Source organism: Paractinoplanes globisporus DSM 43857 (genome assembly GCF_000379645.1).
Lineage (GTDB): Bacteria > Actinomycetota > Actinomycetes > Mycobacteriales > Micromonosporaceae > Actinoplanes > Actinoplanes globisporus.
Window position 1 is genome coordinate 32,616 of record NZ_KB903357.1, and the last position, 23,322, is coordinate 55,937.

19 protein-coding genes are annotated in these 23,322 nt (G+C 70.7%); 8 read left to right on the forward strand and 11 right to left on the reverse strand.

The window, feature by feature from the left end:
- The first annotated feature begins 1 nt into the window (after nt 1).
- The 4 genes from A3CQ_RS0148010 to A3CQ_RS0148025 all read left to right on the forward strand — a co-directional run bounded on the left by A3CQ_RS0148010 (nt 2) and on the right by A3CQ_RS0148025 (nt 5,150).
- Nucleotides 2–787, forward strand: a complete 786-nt coding sequence (locus A3CQ_RS0148010; RefSeq protein WP_020518130.1) for an electron transfer flavoprotein subunit beta/FixA family protein — start codon at nt 2–4, stop codon at nt 785–787.
- A gap of 15 nt (nt 788–802) precedes the next feature.
- The gene (locus tag A3CQ_RS58345) at nt 803–2,008 is read left to right on the forward strand and encodes an electron transfer flavoprotein subunit alpha/FixB family protein (protein WP_020518131.1); all 1,206 of its coding nucleotides are present in this window, start codon (nt 803–805) and stop codon (nt 2,006–2,008) included.
- Nucleotides 2,009–4,132 (forward strand): (Fe-S)-binding protein, encoded by a 2,124-nt coding sequence (locus A3CQ_RS0148020; protein ID WP_020518132.1) that lies wholly within the window; start codon nt 2,009–2,011, stop codon nt 4,130–4,132.
- A gap of 100 nt (nt 4,133–4,232) precedes the next feature.
- Complete coding sequence (locus A3CQ_RS0148025; protein WP_020518133.1) at nt 4,233–5,150, forward strand: DUF5996 family protein; 918 nt, start codon at nt 4,233–4,235, stop codon at nt 5,148–5,150.
- On the opposite strand, the gene A3CQ_RS0148030 is transcribed toward A3CQ_RS0148025, so the two are convergent.
- The 5 genes from A3CQ_RS0148030 to A3CQ_RS0148050 all read right to left on the reverse strand — a co-directional run bounded on the left by A3CQ_RS0148030 (nt 5,145) and on the right by A3CQ_RS0148050 (nt 9,554).
- Nucleotides 5,145–6,488, reverse strand: coding sequence for a serine hydrolase domain-containing protein (locus A3CQ_RS0148030; RefSeq protein ID WP_020518134.1), 1,344 nt, complete (start codon nt 6,486–6,488; stop codon nt 5,145–5,147). The genes A3CQ_RS0148025 and A3CQ_RS0148030 overlap by 6 nt on opposite strands.
- Nucleotides 6,489–6,524: 36 nt before the next feature.
- On the reverse strand, nt 6,525–7,313 hold the full coding sequence (locus A3CQ_RS0148035) for a DUF2705 family protein (RefSeq protein ID WP_020518135.1): 789 nt from the start codon (nt 7,311–7,313) through the stop codon (nt 6,525–6,527).
- A complete protein-coding gene (locus A3CQ_RS0148040) occupies nt 7,313–8,206 on the reverse strand; it encodes an ABC transporter ATP-binding protein (RefSeq protein ID WP_020518136.1) in 894 nt (297 codons plus the stop codon). Before A3CQ_RS0148040 ends, A3CQ_RS0148035 begins: the two co-directional genes overlap by 1 nt.
- Nucleotides 8,206–8,628 carry a GbsR/MarR family transcriptional regulator gene (locus A3CQ_RS0148045; RefSeq protein ID WP_051115574.1) on the reverse strand — a complete coding sequence of 141 codons (423 nt, stop codon included), beginning with the start codon at nt 8,626–8,628 and terminating at the stop codon, nt 8,206–8,208. The genes A3CQ_RS0148040 and A3CQ_RS0148045 overlap by 1 nt, the downstream gene beginning before the upstream one ends.
- 143 nt (nt 8,629–8,771) lie before the next feature.
- A complete protein-coding gene (locus tag A3CQ_RS0148050; protein ID WP_020518138.1) occupies nt 8,772–9,554 on the reverse strand; it encodes an SDR family NAD(P)-dependent oxidoreductase in 783 nt (260 codons plus the stop codon).
- An 86-nt stretch (nt 9,555–9,640) separates the two neighbouring features.
- Between A3CQ_RS0148050 and A3CQ_RS0148055 the strand changes: the two genes are divergently transcribed.
- The 3 genes from A3CQ_RS0148055 (at nt 9,641) to A3CQ_RS56570 (ending at nt 13,325) form a co-directional block, all read left to right on the forward strand.
- The gene (locus A3CQ_RS0148055) at nt 9,641–10,489 is read left to right on the forward strand and encodes a helix-turn-helix transcriptional regulator (protein ID WP_020518139.1); all 849 of its coding nucleotides are present in this window, start codon (nt 9,641–9,643) and stop codon (nt 10,487–10,489) included.
- A gap of 207 nt (nt 10,490–10,696) precedes the next feature.
- On the forward strand, nt 10,697–12,217 hold the full coding sequence (gene pdxR, locus A3CQ_RS0148065; RefSeq protein WP_211216821.1) for a MocR-like pyridoxine biosynthesis transcription factor PdxR: 1,521 nt from the start codon (nt 10,697–10,699) through the stop codon (nt 12,215–12,217).
- Nucleotides 12,218–12,284: 67 nt separating this feature from the next.
- The gene (locus tag A3CQ_RS56570) at nt 12,285–13,325 is read left to right on the forward strand and encodes a LacI family DNA-binding transcriptional regulator (RefSeq protein ID WP_020518142.1); all 1,041 of its coding nucleotides are present in this window, start codon (nt 12,285–12,287) and stop codon (nt 13,323–13,325) included.
- 16 nt (nt 13,326–13,341) lie between these two features.
- Here A3CQ_RS56570 and A3CQ_RS0148075 read toward each other — a convergent pair whose 3' ends face one another.
- The 5 genes from A3CQ_RS0148075 to A3CQ_RS0148095 are packed head-to-tail and all read right to left on the reverse strand — an operon-like array spanning nt 13,342 to nt 19,323.
- Nucleotides 13,342–15,120 (reverse strand): glycoside hydrolase family 2 protein, encoded by a 1,779-nt coding sequence (locus A3CQ_RS0148075; RefSeq protein WP_026207029.1) that lies wholly within the window; start codon nt 15,118–15,120, stop codon nt 13,342–13,344.
- Nucleotides 15,117–16,415, reverse strand: a complete 1,299-nt coding sequence (locus A3CQ_RS56575; protein ID WP_020518144.1) for a family 1 glycosylhydrolase — start codon at nt 16,413–16,415, stop codon at nt 15,117–15,119. The genes A3CQ_RS0148075 and A3CQ_RS56575 overlap by 4 nt, the downstream gene beginning before the upstream one ends.
- Nucleotides 16,416–16,422: 7 nt before the next feature.
- A complete protein-coding gene (locus tag A3CQ_RS0148085; protein ID WP_063713686.1) occupies nt 16,423–17,232 on the reverse strand; it encodes a carbohydrate ABC transporter permease in 810 nt (269 codons plus the stop codon).
- On the reverse strand, nt 17,222–18,082 hold the full coding sequence (locus A3CQ_RS0148090) for a carbohydrate ABC transporter permease (RefSeq protein WP_020518146.1): 861 nt from the start codon (nt 18,080–18,082) through the stop codon (nt 17,222–17,224). Before A3CQ_RS0148090 ends, A3CQ_RS0148085 begins: the two co-directional genes overlap by 11 nt.
- Nucleotides 18,079–19,323 (reverse strand): ABC transporter substrate-binding protein, encoded by a 1,245-nt coding sequence (locus A3CQ_RS0148095; RefSeq protein ID WP_020518147.1) that lies wholly within the window; start codon nt 19,321–19,323, stop codon nt 18,079–18,081. Before A3CQ_RS0148095 ends, A3CQ_RS0148090 begins: the two co-directional genes overlap by 4 nt.
- 157 nt (nt 19,324–19,480) lie before the next feature.
- On the opposite strand from A3CQ_RS0148095, the gene A3CQ_RS0148100 reads away from it, so the two are divergent.
- The gene (locus A3CQ_RS0148100) at nt 19,481–20,659 is read left to right on the forward strand and encodes a cysteine desulfurase-like protein (RefSeq protein WP_020518148.1); all 1,179 of its coding nucleotides are present in this window, start codon (nt 19,481–19,483) and stop codon (nt 20,657–20,659) included.
- On the opposite strand, the gene rph is transcribed toward A3CQ_RS0148100, so the two are convergent.
- Nucleotides 20,656–23,253 (reverse strand): rifamycin-inactivating phosphotransferase, encoded by a 2,598-nt coding sequence (gene rph / locus A3CQ_RS0148105; protein ID WP_020518149.1) that lies wholly within the window; start codon nt 23,251–23,253, stop codon nt 20,656–20,658. The genes A3CQ_RS0148100 and rph overlap by 4 nt on opposite strands.
- Nucleotides 23,254–23,322 lie beyond the last annotated feature (69 nt).

Genomic DNA, 23,322 nt, shown 5'->3' on the forward strand with positions numbered 1-23,322 from the left:
GGTGCGGATCGTGGTGCTCGTCAAGCAGGTCCCGTCCACCGACGTGGGGCTCTCGTTCGCGCCCGACCACACCGTGGTTCGTGACGGTTGCCCGGCCGGGCTCAACGCCGCCGACTCGTGCGCCGTCGATCAGTGCCTGCAGATAGCCGTCCGGCGGCGCGACATCCAGATCACCGCGGTCACGATGGGCCCGCCCGCCGCCGTCGGGGCCCTGCGCACCGCGCTCGTGCTCGGCGCCGACACCGCCGTGCACGTCCGCGACGAGGCGCTGCACGGGTCGGACGCGCTGGTCACCTCGCGGGTGCTCGCCGCCGCGGTCGCCCGGCTCGGCTTCGACCTGGTGCTGTGCGGGTCCTCGTCCGCCGACTCGGGGATGTCCGCGGTGCCGGCCATGGTCGCCGAACGACTCGGGGTGCCGGCCCTCTGCTTCGCCGACCATTTGGTGGTACGCGAGCGGAAGGTCGAGATCCACCGGGACGACGGCTGCGGCGACCGGCGGGTGTTCGCCGCGGCGCCGCCGGTGGTGGTCTCCGTGACCGAGCGGTGCGGCGAGCCGCACTATCCGCGGTACGAGTCCCGCCTCGACGCCCGGGACAAGCTGATCTCGGTCTGGACGCTGGACACGCTCGGCATCGAGCCGGCCGAGGTGGGCCTGTCCGGCTCGGCGTCCGTCGTCCACTCGACGACGCCGCGGCCGGGCACCCGGCCCGCCGCGCTGGCCATGGGCGACCCGACCAGCGTGGCGATCCGCCTGGCCGACTTCCTGGCCGAGCGCCAGTTCCTGTAGGCCGAGGAGGCGAGCATGGCGGAGGTCCTGGTGCTGGCCGGGCCGGGCAAGACCCGTGCCACCTGCGCGCTGCTCACCCTCGCGCGACGCATCGGCACCCCGGCCGTCGCGCTGGGCGGCCCGCCCGACGCGAAGACCGCCGCCGCGCTGGGCCGCTTCGGCGCGACGACGATCTACTCGGTGACCGCCCCCGAAATGGACAGACATCCGGTCGCCGCGCGAGTCGAATTGTTGGTCCATCTGGCCCATCGTGACCCGCCGGCCGCGATCCTGGTCGCCTCCGGCCGCGACGGCCTGGAGATCGCCGGGCGCGTCGCGGTCCGGCTGGACTCCGGATTCCTCAGCGACGTGATCGACGTGACGGCCGGCCCGGACGGCCCGGTCGCCACCCAGTCCGTTCAGGGCGGCGCCTACCTGGTCGAGTCCCGCGTCGTGCGCGGCATCCCGATCCTCGCCGTGCGCACCGAGCAGGTCACGGTCGTCCCCGCGCCGTCGACACCCACGGCCGACCGGGCCGCGCCGGCGACACCCACCGTCGACCCGCCGACGACACCCGCAGTCAACCGGGTCACGCCGGCGACACCCCCGGTCGACCCGCCGGCGACACCCGCAGTCAACCGGGTCACGCCGGCGACACCCCCGGTCGACATGCCGACGACACCGCCCGCCCCGCCGGCGACACCCGCAGTTAACCGGGCCCTGGCGGCGACACCCGTGGTCGACCGGGTGCGGATGACCTTTCCGGAGAGCGTGCGCGCCGTCCGGCTGATCGCCCGGGGCCCCACGAGGCCGCGCGACCTGTCGACCGCCGCCGTGATCGTGGCCGGCGGGCGCGGTGTCGGGTCCCCGGAGGGGTTCGGGCTGGTCCGGCGGCTCGCCGCGGCGCTCGACGGGGTGGCGGCCGGGTCGCACGCCGCGGCCGAACAGGGCTGGTGCCCGCGCGAGATGCGGGTCGACCAGGTGGGCACGATCGTCCACCCCAGCCTCTACCTGGCCCTGGGCATCTCCGGGTCGCTGCGGCACCGGACCGGCATGCACGGCGCCGGCACGATCGTCGCCGTCGACAGCGACCCGGACGCCCCGATCTTCCGGCTGTCCGATCTCGGTGCGGTCGGTGACGTGCATCAGGTCGTACCGGAACTGCTCGCGGAGATCGAGCGGCGCCGGGCTCACCCTGTCATCGGCGTTGATGAGAACGAAGTTACGGACGAGGAGGAATAGGTGGTCGTTCGACTCGTGCTCGGCCTGGTGATCACGGTCGTCGTGTTCGCCGTGGCCGGTCGCCGCGCGTTCATGCTCTACTCGCTGGCGCGTACCGGTCAGCCGGTGGAGCCCGGTCGGACGGCCGGCGTGGGCAAACGCTCCGAAGCCGTGGCGACCGAGGTTCTCGGGCAGCGAAAGCTGCTGAAGTGGACCGTCCCCGGCGTGGCGCACTTCGCCGTGTTCTGGGGATTCACCATCCTCCTCGCCACGATCGTCGAAGGGTTCGGGGCGCTGTTCCAGCGCGACTTCCACATCCCGATCATCGGCACCCAGGCCTGGCTCGGGTTCCTCGAGGACCTGTTCATCGTGGCCGTGCTCTGTGGTCTGGCCATTTTCGCGGCAATCCGTCTGACCGAAAGCCCGGAGCGCGAGGGCCGCCGATCGCGGTTCTACGGCTCGCATCTGGGCCCGGCCTGGCTCGTCCTCTTCATGATCTTCAACGTGATGTGGACCCTGCTGCTCTATCGAGGGGCACAGATCAACACCGGCAATTTCCCGTACGCCCGGGGAGCGTTCGCGTCCGAGGCGGTCGCCCGCCTGCTGGAGCCACTGGGCCGCACGGCCAACGACGTGCTCGAGACGGTCGGCCTGCTCCTGTCGCTCGGCGTCGTGCTCGGCTTCCTGGTGCTCGTCCTGTACTCGAAGCACCTGCACATCTTCCTGGCCCCGCTCAACGTGGCGTTCTCCCGCCGCCCGCGGGCGCTCGGCGCACTGCTGCCCGTCTACTCCGGCGGTAAGGAAGTCGACTTCGAGGACCCCGGCGAGGACGACAAGATCGGCCGCGGCGTCATCGAAGACTTCACCTGGAAGGGCCTGCTGGACTTCGGCACCTGCACCGAGTGCGGCCGCTGCCAGTCGCAGTGCCCGGCCTGGAACACCGGCAAGCCGCTCAGCCCCAAGCTCCTGATCATGAGCCTGCGCGACCACGCCATGGCCAAAGCGCCTTACCTTCTCGCCAGCTCGGAGGACCAACGGTCAGCCCTTCACAAGGACGTGCTGGCCGAGGCCGAGCGCTCCCTGGTCGGACCGGTCGGCGAGGGCGGCGTGATCGACCCCGACGTCCTGTGGTCCTGCGTGACCTGCGGCGCCTGCGTCGAGCAGTGCCCGGTCGACATCGAGCACGTCGACCACATCGTCGACATGCGCCGCTACCAGGTCCTGATCGAGTCGCAGTTCCCCAAGGAGGCCCACACGCTGCTGCGCAACCTCGAGCGCAGCGGCGACCCGTGGGGCCGCGGCGCCCAGGCCCGGCTGGAGTGGACGGCCGGCCTCCCCTTCGAGGTACGCGTGCTCGACGACGGCCAGCGCCTGCCCGACGACGTCGACTACCTGCTGTGGGTCGGCTGCGCCGGCTCGCTCGACGAGAACGCCAAGAAGACCACCCGCGCCGTCGCCGAGCTGCTGAACGAGGCCGGCGTGAACTTCATGGTGCTGGGCGGCGCCGAGACCTGCACCGGCGACGCCGCCCGCCGCCTCGGCCAGGAACTGCTGTTCCAGGAGCTGGCCAAGCAGAACATCGAGACCCTCGACGCCGCCGGCGTGAAGCGCATCGTCGTCACCTGCGCCCACTGCTTCAACGCGCTCGGCAACGAGTACCGCCAGCTCGGCGGCGAGTACGAGGTCCTGCACCACACCCAGCTGCTGTCCCAGCTCGTCGCCGAGAAGAGGCTGGTGCCGGTCCACCCGGTCGACGCCCAGGTCACCTACCACGACCCGTGCTATCTGGGCCGCCACAACCGCGTCTTCACGCCGCCCCGCGAGATCCTCACCGGCGTCCCCGGCATCCGCCTCACCGAGATGCCCCGCAACCACGAGAAATCCTTCTGCTGCGGCGCCGGCGGCGCCCGCATGTGGATGGAGGAGACGCTCGGCACCCGCATCAACGAGGCCCGCACCGACGAGGCGATCGGCACCGGCGCCGAGCTGATCACCGCGGCCTGCCCGTACTGCATCGTCATGCTCACCGACGGCACGGCCGTCCGCAAACAGCAGGGCAAGGCCCCCGACGAGCTCGAGGTCATCGACGTGTCCCGCGTCCTGCTCCGCTCCGTCCGGAACCCGTCCGGCAACGGCGCGGGGTGAGAACCGCCCGCGCCGTCCGGCAACGGCACAGGGTGAGAACCGCCCGCGCCGTCCGGCAACGGCGCGGGGTGAGAACCGCCCGTTGTGGCAGGGTGGAGCTGTGGAAGCCAAGCTGACCGGCGAGTGGCCGCGGCTGCGGGTCGCCGACTGGACCGACACCCGGGACACGCTGCACATGTGGACCCAGATCGTCGGGAAGGTCCGGATGGCGCATGCCCCGGCCGTCAATCACTGGTGGCACGTCACGCTCTACCCCACCGCGCGCGGACTGGGCACCTCTGCCATCCCGTACGGGAACGGCGCCTTTGATCTTGAGTTTGACTTTGTAGACCATTTTTTGGTCATACGAATGACGGACGGACGGCGGCGGGAGATCGCCCTCGAGCCCAAGCCGGTGGCCGCGTTCTATGGCGAGACCATGGCCGCGCTGGCCGGGCTGGGCATCGAGACGCGGATCCACGCCGTGCCCAACGAGGTCGAGGCGGCCATACCATTCGCCGAGGACCAACGACATCACGCGTACGACGGTGAGTCGGCGCGCCTGTTCTGGCGGCAGCTCGTGCAGGCGTCACGCGTCCTCGGAACGTTCCAGTCGGAATTCGTCGGCAAGGCCAGTCCCGTGCATTTCTTCTGGGGCGCGATGGACCTGGCGTACACCCGGTTCTCGGGCCGGACCGCCCCGCCCCACCCGGGCGGCGCGCCGAACTGCCCGCCGTCGGTGATGCGGGAAGGCTATTCGCACGAGCTCGCCAGCTGCGGTTTCTGGCCGGGCGGCGGCGAGGAGGGCGCCTTCTACGCATACGCGTACCCGGAACCACCCGGCTACGCCGATCGGGTTCTTCCGCCGGACGCCGCCTCGTACGACCACACCATGGGCGAATTCCTGCTGCCGTACGAGGCCGTGGCCGGCTCGGCCGACCCGGACCGCACTCTGCTCGACTTCCTGCGCTCGGCCTACGACGCCGCCGCCGACCTCGGCCACTGGGACCGGAAGGCCGTGGACCGCGGCGACTCATGACTCGCGCGGCACCGCCCGGAGGTTGTAGAGGTACCGGCCGTCCTCGAGGAAGGCGATCTGCGGGTGGACGCCCTCCTCGGGCTCGGCCGCCACGAAGCGGTCGTCGCCCAGGGGCAGGTAGCGCACGGTCTTCACCTCGCTGTCGACCTCCGCGGCGAAGCCCTTCGGGATCGCGGTGACGTCCAGCCCGTCGCCGGCCGCGCTCACCTCGTAGGTGGCGAGTGGCGACGAGAAGCGGCCGGATCGGGCCCGGAACGGCACCGGCGACGGCGGCGGCACCACGCGGGCCGGCACCGTCACACCGGCCGTCGCCGCCAGCACCTCGGTCAGCACGTCGTCGATGAAGCCGCCGGCCGCACCCCCGTTCACCGTGATGGCCACGACCACGTCCCGCTCGGGCACCATCCGCCAGCTGGTGGTCTGACCTGGCGTACCCCCGTCGTGTCCGACCACCTGAATGTCATTCCATTCAAAAAGCATGAAACCCAGACCCCACGCGTACGGCGGGCGCGCCCCCATGGCCGGCAGCGTGACCTGCGGGGTTCGCATCGCCGCGAAGGTGCCCGGCGGAAGCACGCGCGTGCCATCCTCCGCGACACCATCGGCGAGGAACATCCGGCCGAGGCGCACGAGCTCGCGGGGCGCGGCGCACGGCGTGGAACCGGCCGGCGCGTTCGACTGCGGCAGCTGCCAGCGCGGAAAGACCTCCAGCGCTTCGCCGAGATGCCCGACCGCCGCCCGGAACAGGACCGCCTCCTCGGCGTACAGGGCCATGTGCGTCACGCCGAGCGGCCGGATCATCCGCTCCCGCAGCGCGGACTCCCACGTCGTGCCGCGCAGTCGAGCGACCAGCGCGCCGAGCACGCAGTAGCCGGAGTTGCAGTACGAGAACAGCGCGCCGGGCGGATGTACCTGCGTCGCGTTGGCGCGCATGAACGCGATCAGCTTCTCGACCGCGTCATCGCCCCGCCCGGTGTCCTCGAACAGGTCGCCGTCGAACCCGCCAGTGTGCGAGAGCAGCTGCCGCACGGTCACCGACTCGGTCGCGTCCGCGTCGAGCACGCCGAACTCGGGCAGGTACCGGCGGACGGGCTCGTCGAGGCCGACCAGCCCCTCGCTCACGAGCTGCATCACCAGCGACGCGGTCCACACCTTCGTGACCGATCCGATCTGGAACACGCTGTCGGGGGTGGCCTCGACCCCGGTGTCGCGGTTGACCACTCCGGTCGCCGCCTCGGCCAGTTCACTGCCGGCCCCGACGGCGACCGCCGCCCCGGGCACGCCATGCCGCTCGGCGGCTCGATCGATCAGTTCCTGAAGGCCGGGCAGCAGCGTCATATCGACGACCGTACCGGCGTCCACGCGGGCCGTGGGTCAGACGGCGATGTCGCGCCGGTTGAAACGCCAGGTGCCCGCGGCGACGAACAGGACAGCGAACCCGAGCAGAAGCCCGGCGTGGCCCCACTGCACACCGTTCTTCAAGGGCTCCCCGCCCAGGTACCAGTCGAAGGGGGAGAACCTCTGCGTCCAGGTCAGGCTGTCGATCTGCGTGAAGAACGAATTGGCCAAATAGCCCAGCACCGCGACTACCGCGCCCACGGCGATGGCGTACATCCGGCGCCCGGTCCACGCGCCGACCCCGTAGGCGAGCGCGGCGAACATCACCCCGAACAGCGCCAGCTGCACGCAGATCGCGGCCAGGCGGCCCGGGGAGAGCGCCGTGAACTGGCCGGGGCCGCGCAGGGCGATGACGACGAGGCACATGACGGCCGCGATCGCGACCATGGCCACGACGATGGCCAGGAAGCGCTGGAGCGCGAGCGACACCCGGCTCACGGGCTGGGCCTGGACGAGATCGAGGGTGCCCGCCTCCTCGTCGCCGGCGATCGCCCGGACCCCGGCCGAGATGGCGAAGACCGCGACGAGGATCGGCACGAGAAGACCGAACACGCTGGCCGCGAAGTAGTTCTCGGGCTTGGTGTAGTCCTCCAGATGGAATGCCTCTTTGAGTGACTGCGGGAACGAGTTCAGGGCGTCGGCCATGGCCGGGTTGTTGATGCTGGGGTAGAACGACGCGTACATCGCCGCGACCGCGGTCAGCGCCACGATCCACCCGATCCAGCCGCGACGGTTGTCCCGGATCGACTTCCAGAAGACGCCCATCACTCCCCCGTACGCCGGTAGTAGGTGAAGAAGATCTCCTCGAGCTCGGGCTCCTCGCTGATCAGATCGACCACGTGGTGCCGGGCCAGGGCCTTCACCAGCGCGTCGGCGTCGCCGGAAAGCTTGCACCGCAACACTTTTCCGTCGATGACCACATCGGACACACCGGGCACGTCCAGCGCGGGCGCGTCCGAGTCGAAGCGCACCTCGATCTTGCGCAGCGCCCGCTCACGCAGCTCGTCGATGTGCTCGACGGCGACCAGCGAGCCGGCCCGGATGATGCCGACGCGGTCGCAGGTCTGCTGCACCTCGCTCATGACGTGCGAGGACATGAAAACGGTCTGCCCGTTGCGGGCCGCCTCCTGGACGAGCGAGACGAACTGCTGCTGCAGGAACGGGTCGAGCCCGCTGGTCGGCTCGTCGAGGATGAGCAACGGCGGCCGGTGCATGAAGGCCTGCAGGACGCCGATCTTCTGCCGGTTCCCCTTGGAGAGGCTGCCGATCCGCTTGGTCAGATCGAGGTCCCAATCGGAGGCGAGCCGCTCGATGCGCTTGGCGGGAACGCCACCGCGCAGGCCGGCCAGGTAGGTGAGCAGCTCCCGGCCGGTCTGCCGGCCGTTGGCGACGAAGTCGCCGGCCAGGTACCCGATCTTGGCGCGAAGCTCGTGGGACGACCGCGGTTCGACGCCGAGAACCCGCACGCTGCCCGAGGTCGGCCGGATCAGATCGATCAGGATGCGGATCGTCGTGGTCTTGCCGGCCCCGTTGGGACCGAGGAACCCGAAGACCTCGCCGGGTGCGACGGTGAGGTCCAGGCCCTTCAACGCAGTGGCGCCCCCGTGGCCGTAGCGCTTGACCAGCGCCTCGGTCCGGATGGCCGGAGTCTCCGCCATCACCCGTCCTTCCGCCGCTGGGACAGTCCTTCTTTCCGGGCGAACTCGTCGATCAACTGCGGGACCCGCTCGGCCACGAAGGCGTAGAAGTCGCGGGTCACCCTCAGCCGCTGCGCTCGCGGCAGGCTCTCGTCGCCGCCGAGCACCTCGATGCCCTTCTGCATCACGTCGTGGATGACCAGGTAGAGCCGGCGCGCGTCGACCGTGCGCACGAGCGCGTCCGGCAACATCTCGTACGCATAGCCACGCCCCCGCGCCGGCACCCGCCGCACCATCCCGAGTTGTTCGAGCGCGCGCATGCCGGTGCTCACCGACCCCTTCGAGAGCCCGAGCGACTGTGCCAGCTGCGTGCTGGTCTGCTGCGGCGGGTCGCAGATGAGCAGCCAGCCCATGAGCTTGCCGAACGCGGCGGGCATGCCCATGCCGGACAGCACCACGCCCACCTCGTCGGCGAACAGCCGTTCCTCGCCCACCCACCACTCCCACAGCGTTCAGAACTTTCTAAACCTTAATTGCGCACCGTACGCCCGGAAGCCGCGCCCGGCAATGCTGGAGGCGCTCGTTCTCAGGCGCCGGCGCCGCCGTCGACGGGCACGATCGCGCCGGTGACCATCGAGGCGCGGTCGCTGAGCAGCCACGCGGCGACCTCGGCGACCTCGCGGGGCTCCGCCATCCGGCCGAGCGGGATCGCGGTCTTGATGTGCTCGACGATGCCGGGGGTCGCCTGCTCCCAGGCGTCGATCATCTCGGTGGCGGTGCCGCCGGGCGTGATGCCGTTGACCCGGATGCCGTCCGGGGCCCAGGTCACGGCCGCGGTCTCGGTGAGGCTGTTGAGGGCGCGCTTCATGGCCCCGTACGCGGGGAGGGCGGGGTTGGCGCGGCGGCTGCCGATGCTCGACGTGTTGACGATCGCCCCGCCGCCGTCGCGCCGCATGAGCGCGGCCTCGGCGGTCATGGCGGTCCAGTGACCGCGGAAGTTCACCGCGAACTGCCCGTCGATGTCGTCGTCGCTCGTCCCGTCGAGAGGGCCCGGGTGCTGGATCGCCGCGCCGTTGTTGAAGGCGCCGTCGAGCCGCCCGTGAAGCCGCCCGGGCCGGTCGACGGCGGCCCGGATGCTGTCCCGGTCGGCGAGGTCCAGCGGCACCGCGTCGGCCATGCCGCCGCCCGCGCGGATCTCGGTGACGATGCGGTCCAGGGCGTCCATGCCGCGGGCGGCGAGCACGACGGCGGCGCCCTCCCGGGCGAAGAGCCGGGCCGCCGCCTCCCCGATGCCACGGCTGGCGCCGGTGATGAACACGACCTTGCCGGCGAGCAGGCCGATGGGTGCGAAATCGGTGGTGTTTGTCATGACGACAATGTCAGCGCGGCCCGGCGACCGCAGGCAGGCACAGGCTGTACCAGGATCCGCCGCCGCCGGCGGAGCAGACTGGGACCATGGACAAGCAGGAGCTCGGAGCCTTTCTCCGCAGCCGGCGCGAGCGGCTGCGACCCGAGGACGCCGGCCTGTCCTCGGGTCCGCGCCGCCGGACGCCGGGGCTTCGCCGGGAGGAGGTCGCGGTCCTCGCGCACATCTCGACGGAGTACTACGTGCGGCTCGAGCAGGGCCGGGCCCCGCGTCCGTCGGGCGAGGTCCTCGCCGCGATCGCGGGTGCGCTGCGGCTCACCGACGCCGAGTCCGACCATCTCCACGTCCTGGCCGGCACCGCGCCGAGCCGCACCGGCCGGCATCGCCGCGATGTCCGTCCCAGCATTCTGGCGTTGCTCGAACGGCTCCCGCTCACGGCCGGGTTCGTGGTCTCCGCGACGTTCGAGGTGCTCGCCTGGAACGATCTCGCGGTCGCCCTCATGGAAGACTTCGCCGCCGTCGGCCCCGACGACCGCAACCTGGCCCGGAAGGCGTTCCTCGCGCTGCCGCAGCCCGGCACGCCGCTGTACGGAGTCTCCGACGCCGCGGAGTTCCGGCACAGCGTGGTGACCGAGCTACGCTCCACGCTGGCCCGCTACCCGTCCGATCCCGCGGTGACCGGCCTCATCGAGGAACTCCGCGCGGGCAGCCCCGATTTCGCCCGGCTCTGGGAACGTCACGACGTGCAGGCCGCCCCGATGCTCACGAAGACCTTCCGGCACCCGGCCGTCGGCGACATCACCGTCAACTGCGACGCACTGGCCCTCACCGACCGCGACCAGCGCCTCGTGCTGTACTCCGCCCCACCGGGTTCCCGCGACGCCGACGCCCTGGCCCTCCTGAACGTGCTCGGCCGCGAGACCATCGGCCGGGTCTGATCGACGACTACTCTCTGACGGTGATCGTGGTGGTCGGTGAATTGCCGCCATCGCTCGCGTTGGCCGCTCCGAACGACCGTACGGAGAACGCGAACCGGTGGCCGTTGGTGTCGACCCGGTGACACCGGTCGGCGTGATGATCGCGTGCACGTTCCACGTGCGTGCTTGCGGGTCCAGGAAGGCCCACACCTCGGCGTCGAAGCGAACGTGAGCCTCGCCGGACAGATCGACGGAATCTCGGCCGCCGCCGATGCGGCGCCGCCGGCATCTTGGCATGCTGAGCAGACCAAACTCTCCCGGATCACCGGAGCGCCCATGGAGCTGTTCCTCGACGCCGGCGATGAGCGCAGCCTGACCACGCAGCTGTACGACCAGATCAGGCGGGCGATCACCGACGGGCGGCTACCGGCCGGCGCGCGCCTGCAACCCTCCCGCGCCGTCGCCCAAGCACTCGGCATCGCGCGCTCCACCGTCACCGACGCCTATGCCCGGCTGACCGCCGAGGGGTACGCCGAGGGCCGCCGCGGCGGTGGCAGCGTCGTCCTCGGCCACGACGCACCCCAGCCCGAACTGCCCGAGGCCCCGACCGCGCTGGCACCGACCGCCCGGGCGGCCACCGTCCGGCGCTACGGCGTCGGCCTGGAATCGCACCCGCGCTACGACCTCACCGCGGGACGAGTCGATCCCCGGCTGTTCCCCCTCGCCGACTGGCGACGCTGCACGAACCGCGCCCTGACCAGCCTCGCCCGCGACTTCGGGCACTACAGCGACCCCGCCGGCAGCATCGAGCTGCGCCGCACGCTCACCCACTGGGTCGCCCGGTCCCGCGGGATCGCCACCACGGCGGACCAGATCGTGGTCACGCACGGCGCCGGACACGCGACCGACCTCCTGGCCCGGGTCCTGCTACGCCCCGGCGACGTGGCCGCCGTCGAGGAACCCGGTTATCCCCCGATCACCGGCCTGCTGCGCTCCCAAGGCATCGAGGTGGTGGGCGTCCCGGTCGACGAGCACGGCATGGTCGTGGACGCGCTGCCCGACGCGGCGCGGCTGGTCCACGTGACGCCCTCGCACCAATATCCGCTCGGCGCCGTCCTCAGCCGGCAACGGCGGCTGGCGCTGCTGCGCTGGGCCGGCCGCCGCGGCGCCGCCGTCATCGAGGACGACTACGACAGCGAGTTCCGCTACCTGAACCGGCCGCTGGAGCCACTGCATCTGCTCGACCGCGACGGAGTGGTGGTCTACGTCGGCACCTTCAGCAAGATGCTCAGCCCGGCGCTGCGCATAGGGTTCGCGGTCGTCCCACCCGGACTCGTCCCGGCGATCACCGCGCTCCGGCAGGCCGTCGACTTCGGCGTCCCGCCGGTGACCTCGCAGACGCTGCGCACCTTCATCGAGGACGGGCACCTCGACCGGCACCTCCGTCGCGCCCGCAAGGTCTACGCCCGGCGGTACCGCGCCCTCCGCACGGCCGTCTCCTCGCTGCCCGATTCCGGCTTCACACCACTGCCCGGCCAGGCGGGGCTCCACATGACGCTGCTGGCCCCGGACGAACCGGACGACGGCGAACTGGACGTCCGGTCGACGCGGCAAGGACTCCAGCTCTCCTCCCTGCGGCGGACCTACCAGCACAGCCCGCCCCGGGCCGGCCTCGTCCTCGGATTCGGCGCGATCCCCACCCCCGACATCCCGGACGCGATAAAACTCCTGACATCGCTCTACCGCTGAGGTCGGCCGTAGCGGGGCAGCAAGGCGGGCGGCTTGGATAGGATTAATCGATGAAGCGGATGCGGTCGTGAGCCCGGCCAAGCGGGCCAACCGGCGGGTCACCCTGCAGGATGTGGCCGACCGGGTGGGGATCACGGCGGCGGCGTGCTCGATGGCGTTGCGGGACAGCGATCGGATCAGCCCTACCACCAAGGAGCAGGTTCGCGCCGTAGCTGCCGAGCTGGGGTACGTGGGCAGTTCCGCGGCTCGGGCGCTGCGGCGGCAGCGGGCCGGCGCGGTGGCGCTGATCGTGCCGACCACCTCGAAGCACGTTTTCGGCCACAGCTACTTCATGCATGTGCTCAGCGGGGTGACGTCGGTGGCCAACGACCATGACACGCAGGTTCTCATCGCCACCAACGCCGACGAGGCTCGGGGGCTCACCGCGTACGAGCGGGTGATGCGGTCGCACAGCGCCGACGGGGCGATCCTGACCAGCGCGGCGATCGAGGACGAGACGGTCGATCGGCTGCTGGCCAGCGGGCTGCCACTGGTGCTGATCGGGAACTTTCCGCAGCTCGCCGCCGCGATCACGGTCAGCGTCGACGACCGGACGGCGTCGCGGGAGGCCACCGAGCATCTGATCGTCGTGCACGGGCGCCGGCGTCTGCTGCATCTGACCGGTCCGCTCGACCACCAGACCGGAGTCGACCGGCGGGACGGTTTCCACGACGCGGTTGCCGCCCACGGCCTCGAAGAGGAAGCGGTGTCATTGGAGGGCGACTTCAGCGAGGAGGCCGGTCGCCAACTGGTCGAGGGCCGGGCCGACACCTTCGACGGGATCGTGGCGGCCAACGACGACATGGCGTTCGGCGCCCTCACCGCGCTGCGCGAGCGCGGGCGCGACGTGCCGGGCGAGGTCGCGCTGATCGGCTTCGACGACTTCGGCCTGTCCCGGGTCACCACCCCGGCCATCTCGACGGTGGCGGTGCCGGCCGAGGAGATGGCCGCGGTGGCGACCGAGCGGCTGCTGGAGCTCATCGACGGCCGCGCGGCCGGCTGGACCAGGCGCCGGATGGACGTCACCTTCCGGTTCCGGGCCTCCTGCGGCTGTGATCAAAAGCTGTGATTGAAAGCGACGGCGACTAAGAGCCGAGCACGATCGAGCGGATCACCGCGATGTCGAGCTTCGGCGAGCGGTCGGCGGTGAGCAGGCCGTTCGCCTCCTGCATGGTGTCGGTGAGCTGGGTGTAGCAGGTGCCGGCCAGCGGCGGCGAGGCCCGCAGCGCCTCGTAGACCGCCCGCAGCTGCGCCTCGAACTGCGACGGGGACACGGCCTCCGAATAGCCCCACGACGTGGAGTCCGGCGCGTACTTGATGCCGCCGAACTCGGTGAGCATGAGCGGCGCCGACGGCTCGAACGCCGGACCCACGGTCATCCGCCGCCCCGCCGGGCCGATCCCGCTCGCCAGCCGCGAGAAAGCGCCGGTCCCGTACCGATCCCGCAGCGACACCGGATCGGCGTCGTAGTCGTGCACCGTGAGAATATCGGATCCGGCGTGCTCCCAGCCGTCGTTGGAGATCACCGGCCGGGTGCCGTCGACGGCCCGGGTCAGGTCGGCCAGCCCCCGCGCGAAGGCGGCCTGCCGCGGGTCGTGCGCGATGTGCTGGATGCCCCAGCTCTCGTTGTGCGGCACCCAGGTGACGATCGACGGGTGCGAGCGGTCGCGTTCGAGCACCTCCAGCCACTCGCGCGTGGTACGTCCGACCGCGACCGGCGAGAACTCGTACGCGGCCGGCGCCTCGCCCCACAGCAGCAGGCCGTGCCGGTCGGCCCAGTAGAGGAAGCGCGGATCCTCGACCTTCTGGTGCACCCGGGCCGCATTGAAGCCGAGATCGAGAATGAGCCGCACCTCATCCTCCAGCGCCCGCGGCGACGGCGCGGCGAGGTGGGACTCCGGCCAGAATCCCTGGCTCAGCACCGATCGCAGGTACAGCGGCCGGTCGTTGAGCAGGAACCGCCCGTCGGCCACGGAGACCGAGCGCAGGCCCAGATAGGAGGCCACCTCATCACCGCCGAGCCGCACGGTCGCGTCGATCAGGGTCGGCCGGGAAGGACTCCAGACCATTTGCTCGTACGCCTGGCCATTGGTCTGCCCGGGGAGAGTGATGGTGGCGGTCGCTCGCTGTTCGCCCACCGGGAACCGGATCGCGCCGACCACGGTGTCGTCGAGCCGCAGCGAAATCTCGCACGAGGTGCCGGGCAGCGGCGGCCGGTTGAGCCCGATCTCGGCCCGCACGGTCGCTCCCGGCAGATCGGCCGTCCAATGCAGACTCTCGACGGCCACCGCGGCGGTCGCCTCGAGCCAGACCGGTTGCCAGATCCCGGTCGTACGGTCATACCAGACGACGTGCGCGTCCCGCTGCCAGTCCTGCTTGCCGCGGGGCTGCCCGACATCGGCGGCCCGGTCCTCCGCCCGTACCGTGAGAACTTGGTCTTGATCGTGGAGCAGGTGATCCTGCAGGTCGAAGCCGAACGGCGTGTGGCCGCCCTCGTGGTCACCGAGCTTGGCGCCGTTGAGCCAGACCGTGCACCGGTAATCGACCGCACCGAAACGCAGCACCAGCCGCGGCCGGAGCACGGCGTCGAAGCCGGCCGCCACGATGTCGTCCCGGCTCAGATTCCGCTGGTACCAGACCACGTCGTGGAATCCGGTGTCGCCGATGCCGGACAGCGCCGACTCCGGAGGAAACGGCACCGCGATGGTCCTCCCCCACCGATGTCCGCTGCCAAACCATTGCTCGGCCAGACCGATGTTGGCGTCGTCGTGGTCAAACCACCACTCCCCCGACAGGTCAGTCCAATGCTCGCGGATCAGTTGCGGCCGGGGAGCCGGCGAGCTTTGCCGGGAGGCACGCATCATTCGCCGGCCTCCTTCGCGTACGCGGCGGCCGCCTCCGTGTCCGACCGGAGCAGGCTCCCGTCGGCGGCCTCGGTCAGAGTGATCAGCCCCATCCGGCGCAGGAACGGCGTGACACCGTCGGTTACGTCGCCGTACATCTCGGCGGCCGGGGAGGCGGCGATCGACGGGTCGAGCACGAACTCCTCGACGTTGCGGCCGCCCGAAGCGTATGACCAATCGACGAAATCGAGCAGCGGCCACCAGGTGTAGCCGCGGATGTCGAGCCCCTCCGCGCGCAGCCGCCGCACGGTCGCGATCGACTCCTCGGCCCAGCTCCGCCGGACGGTCTCGTCGCCCTCGATGCTCGTCTCGGTGACCATCATCGGCAGCCCGAACCTTTCGCCCGCCGTGCGCAGTGCCAGCTCGAGCCCGCCGGTCCAGCGGTTGGCGGTGACCTGGCGGATCGAGCCGTCCACCCGCTCGATCACCCGCGGCGTGAGGTCGGGGTAATAGTTCACGCCGAGCACGTCGAGGTTGGTTGGTCTGGCCAAAAGACCATCGAGGATCGCGTCCGGGGCGCCGTGCGAGATCAGCCAGGTCCGCAGTGGATGGTCGGCGGTGACCCGGCCCAGGAGCAACTCCGTCGGCAGGTGACCGATGCCGGCCAGCAGCCCGGTGCGCTCGGCCAGCATGTCGTCCCGGGTCTCGTAGAGGGCGGCGGCCTCTACGTGCACGATCACCGCGTCCGGATTGACGGCCCGGACCGCGTCGACCGTGCGCCGGATGCCCTCGACGATCGACAGGGTGACCGTCACCCAGCCGTCCCAGCCGGTCAGGGCCGGCGGCCAGACGCCGCGCAGCCCGCAGAACGACGCCGTGGTCAGCGGCTCGTTCAGCGGCGTGAGGTGGTCGACCAGGCCGCGGTACCGGGCGGCGAACGCCGAGGCGAAATCGGCGACCGCCCCGGGGTAGCGCGGATCGGCGAAGGCGCCGGAGAGCCAGGTCGGGGTGCCGTAGTGCACGAGGTCGGCGATGACGGTCAGACCCAGCTCGCGTACGGCGAACTCCAGCCGTTCGTCGAGCTCCGACCAGTCGTGGACACCGGGCGCCGGGCAGACCCGGGGCCAGCTCACGCCGTACCTCAGCCCGCTCGCGCCGAAGCGCGCGGCCGCCGCCATGTCCTCGCGCCAGTTCCGGTCGTGCCCGGTCAGCGCGTGCTCGTCGAGCCGGGCCATGGCCGAGCCGGCGGGCGGAAGGACACAGGTGTCCTCGATCCCCACCAGGAAGCGGAGATCGTCGTTGTTCAGATATGGCACGTGGCGCTCATTTCAGGCCGCTGGTCGAGATGCCGGCAACGAAGTAGCGCTGCGCGAGGAAGAAGGCGACCGCGATCGGTAGGAGGGAGATGACGGCGCCCGCGAGCAGCACCGCGTGATCGGTGACGTGCTGGCCGCCGAAGAGGGCGAGACCGGCCGGCAGCGTCTGCATGTCCGGCGAGCTGCTGACCACCAGCGGCCACAGCAGGTCGTTCCAGAGGTTGGTGAAGTTGAGCAGGGCGACCGTGGCGATGGCCGGCTTGGCCAGCGGCAGGATCACCCGCCAGTAGATGCGCAGGTGCCCGGCGCCGTCGATGCGCGCGGCCTCGTCCAGCTCCCGCGGGATGCTCATGAAGAACTGCCGGAACAGGAAGATGCCGAACGCGCTGGTCGCCCGGGGGACGATCAGGCCCTGGTAGGTGTTGAGCCAGCCGAGGTGGAACAGCTCGACGAAGACCGGGATCAGCGTCACCTGGAACGGCACCATGAGCGTCACCAGCACCAGCCAGAACGCCACGTCGCGGCCACGAAAATTCAACCGCGCCAGCGCGTACGCGCACATCGAGTCGAACAGGACCGTGAGCGCCGTGGTGATGCCCGCGAAGAGCACGCTGTTGCCGAGCAGCCGGAGGAACGGCAGCTGGCTCCAGACGCCCCGGTAGCCGTGCAGCGTCCACTGGTGCGGGATCAGCCCGGCCGGGTGCCCGAAGAGGTCGGCCTCGGTGCGGAACGAGCCCGCCACGGTCCAGACGATCGGCACGAGGACCAGGATCAGACCAATGCCGACGTAGAACCATTTCAATGTTTTAGTCGGCATCGTTGTACCTGAAGATCCGTAGCTGGAAGACCGAGACGAGGACGACCACGATGAACAGCACCCACGAGGTGGCCGCCGCGTATCCGGTCTCGTAGTTGGCGAACCCGTCGCGGTAGAGCTTGGTGACCAGGGTGTCGGTGTGGAACAGCGGCCCGCCGCCGGTCATCACGTAGACCAGGTCGAACAACTGCAACGATTGGATCGTGACGATGAACGTCACGAACAGCATCGTCGGGCGCAGCGCGGGCAGCGTCACGTACCGCAGCAGTTGCAGTCGTCTGGCGCCGTCGAGCGCCGCGGCCTCGTAGTACTCGCCGGGGATGGCCTTGAGGCCGGCCACCAGCACGATCATCACGAAGCCGGCGTTCTTCCAGACGTTCACGAAGATGACCGTGGGCAGGGCGAGCGCGGTCGACTGCAGCCAGTTGACCGCGCCCAGCCCGAGCGCCCGGCTCACCCCGCCGACCAGGCCGATGTCCGGGTCGAGCAGGAACTTCCACACCATGCCGACCGTGGTCAGCGAGATCACCGTCGGGAAGAAGAACGCCGACCGGATCACCCGGCTGACGATGTTCTCCGAGGTGAGCGCGAGCGCCAGGCCGAGTCCGACGGCGACCAGCACGGCCGTCGAGGCGACCGTGATGATCAGCGTGTTGCCCAGCGCGCGCTGGAACTGCGGGTCGTGGACGAGCTTGGTGTAGTTGCCGAGGCCCACCCACGGCTGTTCCGCGGCGCCGACCGTCCAGTCGTGCAGGCTGTACCAGAGGGACTGGACGATCGGCCACAGCACGAAGACGCCGAGGATCAGCAGGCTGGGGCCCATGAAGAGCCAGGGACGTGCCTTGGTCACTTGCTGCAACCGGTGAGCTGGTTGATCTGGGAGTTGGCGGACGCGGTCCCGCCGGCGACGTCGCCATCACGGGTGATCTTCTGGATCAGCGGCACGTACGCGTCGCTGTCGACCTTGGTGGCGTTCGGCACCTGCGGCAGGTAGAGCTTGGCGTTCGGCACCTGGCTCGCGAAGACGCTCACGGTCGGGTCGGCCTTGAGCTGGGCGTCGTCGGCGAGGTCGGTGCGCAGCGGCGGGAAGCCGGTCGACTGCGAGAACTTCAGCTGCGCGGTCTTGCTGGTCCAGTAGGCGACGAACTGCTGGGCCTGGTCGGGGTGCTTGGTCTTGGCGCTCACCGCGAGCGGCGCCGTCGAGCCGAGCGTCACCGACTGGCCGCTGGTGCCGGTCGGGATGGGGGCGATGCCCAGGTCGATGCCGGCCGACTTGTAGCCCGGGGCCGCCCACGGGCCGTTGATCTCCATGGCCGCCTTGCCGGCCGAGAAGATCGAGTCGGCCTCGGCGCCGGTCAGGCCGACCGGGGAGATCTTCTTGTTCTTGACCAGGTCGACCCAGGGCTGGAGGCTGGCCTGCCCCTCCGGCGTGCCGATCGTGCTGCAGTTGTCGGCGCCGACGATGTCGCCCCCGCTCAGCCACTGCAGGACCGGCCACATCTGGATCGTGTTGTTGTCGGCGAGCACCAGGCCGTACTTGCCGCCGGTGGTGGCCTTGGCCGCGTCCTCCTGCAGCTCGGCCACGGTGGTCGGGGGCTTGGCGATGAGCTTCTTGTTGTAGTACAGGCTCAACGTCGCGTAGTTCGCCGGCACCGCGTACAGCTTGTCGTTGTAGGTGAACTCCTTGACCAGCGCCGGGGCGAACTGGTCGGTGTTGATCTTGTCGTCGCCGGCGCCGGTCGCGGTGAGCGCGAGGACCGAGTTGGTCTTGACGTACTGGGCGATGGCGTTCGGGTCGGACGAGGGCGCCGCGATGTCCGGGCCCTGGCCGGTGAGCCAGGCCGACGGCAGCTTCTGCTGGATCGTGTCCCACGGCTGCACGGTCATCGTCACCTTGATGTCCGGGTGCGCCGCGTTGAAGTCCTTGACGATCTGCTCGTAGCCGGGGCGGTCGCCGCCGGTGAACCCGGTCCAGACCGTCAGGCTCACCGGGCCCCCGCCGCCGCCTCCATCACTACCGCCGCAGCCGCTCAGCAGCAGGCCGGTGGCGGCGGCGCCGGCCAGGGCGGCGATGACTCGCTTGTTCTTCATGGCTCTCCTTCATGACAGCCCAGCACAGGGGTGACACGGCCTCGGCCGTTTCTTGCAGGTCGCGCCTGCTTCATCGATTAAGCAGAGGTTAGTCCCGGAGGGCGGCCGGTTCAAGATTTGTTTCCGGCGTTTTACGGCGGCCCAGTAGGCTCGGTTCGTGATCTTCGATGTCGCCCGCGTGCGGGCCGGCTACCCCGCCCTCGCCGAGGGGTTCGTGCACTTCGACGGGGCCGGCGGCACCCAGCCCGCCGAGCCGGTGATCACCGCGATCGCCGGGGCGATGCGCACCGCGGTGTCGAACCGGGGCACCGCGCACGAGCCCTCCCGCCGGTCCGGCGAGATCGTCGGCGCGGCCCGCTCGGCGGTCGCGGATCTGGTCGGCGGCGATCCGGCCGGGGTGGTCTTCGGCCCGAGCGCCACCGCGCTGACCTACCTGGTGGCCCGCACGCTGTCGCAGGGCTGGGGTCCGGGCGACGAGGTGGTGCTGTCCCGGCTCGACCACGACGCCAACGTCCGGCCGTGGGTGCAGTCCGGGGCAACCGTGCGCTGGGCGGATGTCGACCTGGCCACCGGCGAGCTGCCGGTGGCTCAGTACCGGGACCTGATCGGTCCGCGTACCCGTCTGGTGGCGGTGACCGCGGCCAGCAACGCGATCGGGACGATGCCGGCGGTCCGGGAGATCGCCGACCTCGCGCACGCGGCGGGCGCCCTGGTTTACGTCGACGGCGTGCACGCCACCGCGCACCGGCCCACCGACGTCGGGGCCCTGGGCGCCGATTTCTACGCGACGAGCGCCTACAAATGGTCCGGTCCGCACTACTCCGCCGTCATCGCCGCCCCCGAGATCTGGGAGCCCCTGCGCCCGGCGAAGCTGATCCCGTCGCCCGAGCAGATCCCGGACCGGTTCGAGTACGGAACGCTGAGCTTCGAGCTGCTCGCCGGCATCACCGCGGCCGTGGACCATCTGGCCGCCCTCACCGACACTCCCGGCGACCGCCGCCGGCGGGTTCTGGCCGGCATGGCCGCGGCCACCGAGCACGAGAACCGGCTGCTCGGACGGCTGCTGGCCGGGCTCGCCGCCCTCGACGGCGTGACGATCTGCCCGGCCGGCGCCGACCGCTGCCCGACGGTCTCGTTCCGGGTCGCCGGCCAGTCCCCGGCCGAGACCGCCCGCGCCCTCGGCGAGCGGGGCATCTGCGTCTCGCACGGCGACTACTACGCGGTCGAGTACTTCGAGACGGCCGGGCTGCGATCCGACGGCGGCGCCGTGCGCGCGAGCCTCTACCACTACAACACCGAGGACGAGGTCGACCGCCTCCTCCAGGCGCTCGGCTAGCTCAGGATCTCGACGTAGCCCTCGTTTCCGTGCACGCGGATCCGCTGCCCGTCGGCGATCAGCTGGGTCGCGCCGGCCACCCCGACCACGGCCGGCAGGCCGTACTCCCGGGCGATCACCGCGCCGTGGGTCATCAGGCCGCCCACCTCCGTCACCAGGCCGGCGACCGCCACGAACAGGGGTGACCAGCTCGGATCGGTGAAGGCCGTGACCAGGATGTCGCCGGCTTCGAGGTCGGCCTCCGCCATGTCGAGGATGACGCGGGCCCGGCCCTCGACGGTTCCGGGCGAGACCGGCAGGCCGACCAGGGCCCCGGCCGGGACGCCGTCCCGCCGGTACGCGCCCGAGATCGCCTCGCCCTCGGACGTGAGCACCCGGGGCGGCGTCAGCGCCTGGTACGCGCGGAACGCCTCCTTGCGCCGCTGGATGAGTCGGCCGTCCGCCGCTCCGGCGCGTACGACCTCTTGAAGCTCTTGAAGGGAAAGGTAAAAAATGTCCTCTCGGTCGGCGAGCACACCGGCCCGCACCAGGCGGTCGGCCTCGGCCAGCAGCGCCTGCTTGTAGACGAAGTAGCGGGCGATGATGCCGTACTTCGGGTACTCCCGATAGCCGATGAAGGTGCGGAGTCGGTCGATCATCCCCGCCGTCTCCTCGGCCTTCTGCTCGCCGTCCGGCAACGCCCGCAGGCGCTCCAGCACCTCCTGCCGCTTGCTCTCCGCCTCCCGCCGGCCCTGTTCGAAGCGGCGCTCGGCGGCGCCCGGCTCGAAGAGCTTGATGTTGTCGAGGATCAGCGGGACCAGCGTGGTGGGCCGTTCGCTCCAGCGCGGCCGGGTGATGTCGATCTCGCCCGCGCACCGCATGCCGTACCGGTCGAGATAGGCCTCGATGGCGTCGCGCGCCTCGGTTCCGCCCGCGAGCTTGGGCAGTTCGTCGAGGAAGCTTTCGTCCCCGACGCCCTGCAGAAAGGCCACCACCTCCGGGTACGGCCGGATCACGTCCGCGACGTCGAGCAACGCCAGCCCCATCTCGGACGTGATGTTGTGGGGGGCGGAGAGGGTGAGCGTGTCGGCCGCGTTCTTCTCGCCCAGCCATTCCTCCAGGTGATCGTTGAGCCACCAGGTGGCACCCATCCCCGCCATGATCGCCTGCATGCTCAGAGGATCGGTGAGCACCCGCTTGTGCTCCCGGAAGGCCTCCGGGAGGAACTCGAACAGCGCCGGTCCGGTCTTCGTGGCGATGTCGCGCCTCAGCGCCGCGAGTGACTCCTCGGTGCGCTCGATCAGCCCGGTCACGATCGCCGGATCGCTTGCGATCGAAGGATTCGCCGGATGCACCGACGACCTCCCGACGGCCGCGGCGTCGGGGACCTCCCGGATGAACCCGCGGTCGAGAACGGTCTCCAGCGCGTCCCGGAACAGCGGATCGCCCCGGCCGACCATCTCCAGGAAGGCCGCCCGCCGGTCGGGCGAGGCCAGCTGCGGTGTGGCGTCGACGAACAGCCGCCCTCCGGACTCGAGCATCGACCCCGCGGCGGTCATCTGCCACACGGAGATGCCGAGCGGTTTCATCGCGTCGGTCATCATCTGCTGGTGGCCGACCGAGAGGTAGACGTGGTTCTCCCCGTCGGAGCTCGCGGGAATCGGGAACAGCGTCGTGATCGGCCGGCTCTGCACGACCGAGAAGTCGTCGCCGGCCAGGCACCACTCGATATCCTGCGGGCGGCCGAAATGCTCCTCGATCCGCCGTCCGAGCCGCACGAGCTCGACCACCTGGGCGTCGGTGAGCGCGGGCCGTTCCTGTTGCCCCGGATCGACCTCCAGCGTCCGCGTCCCGCCCTGCGGCACGGCCTCGACGACGCGCTGCTTGGCGGCGATCGCCCGCTCGACGATCTCGCCGTCACGCACCTTGAAGACGTCCGGGTTGACCAGGCCGGAGACCAGCGCCTCGCCGAGGCCGAAGCCGGCGTCCACGGTGGCGACCTTCCGGTTGCCGGTGACCGGGTCGGCCGTGAACAGGATGCCGGACGCCCGCGGGAAGACCATCTGCTGCACGACCACGCCCATGTGGACCTTCCGGTGGTCGAAGCCGTTCCGCAGCCGGTAGATCACCGCCCGCTCGGTGAACAACGACGCCCAGCACCGCCCGGCGTGCTCGAGGATCGCCGCCGGACCCAGGACGTTCAGGTATGTGTCCTGCTGCCCGGCGAAGGACGCGGTCGGCGTGTCCTCGGCCGTCGCGCTGGACCGGACGGCATAGGCCGCGTCCACCCCGTGCCGCGCGAGCGCCTCGGTGACCTCCGCCGCCAGGTCGCCGGGGATGGCGACCCCCTCGATCGTCCGGCGGATCTCCGCGCTGAGTGCCCGGATCGCCTCCCCGTCGCCCGGGCTCAGGCGGGAGAGCCGATCCAGTTGATCCTCGATCGCGGGCGCCTCGGCCAGGACCCGCCGGAAGGCCGCCGTCGTGAGGCAGAAGCCGGCCGGCACGCGAACGCCCTCGATCCGCGACAACTCCCCCAGGTGGGCGCCCTTGCCGCCGACGATCGCGACCTGCCCCTCGCCGACCTCGTGAAGATCCAGGACGTACTGCTCGATCATCCGATCGCTCCCCATATCCGCAGGTCGTGGCATAGGTGGACGATTCTGCAGTATGACAGGGGTCTTGCC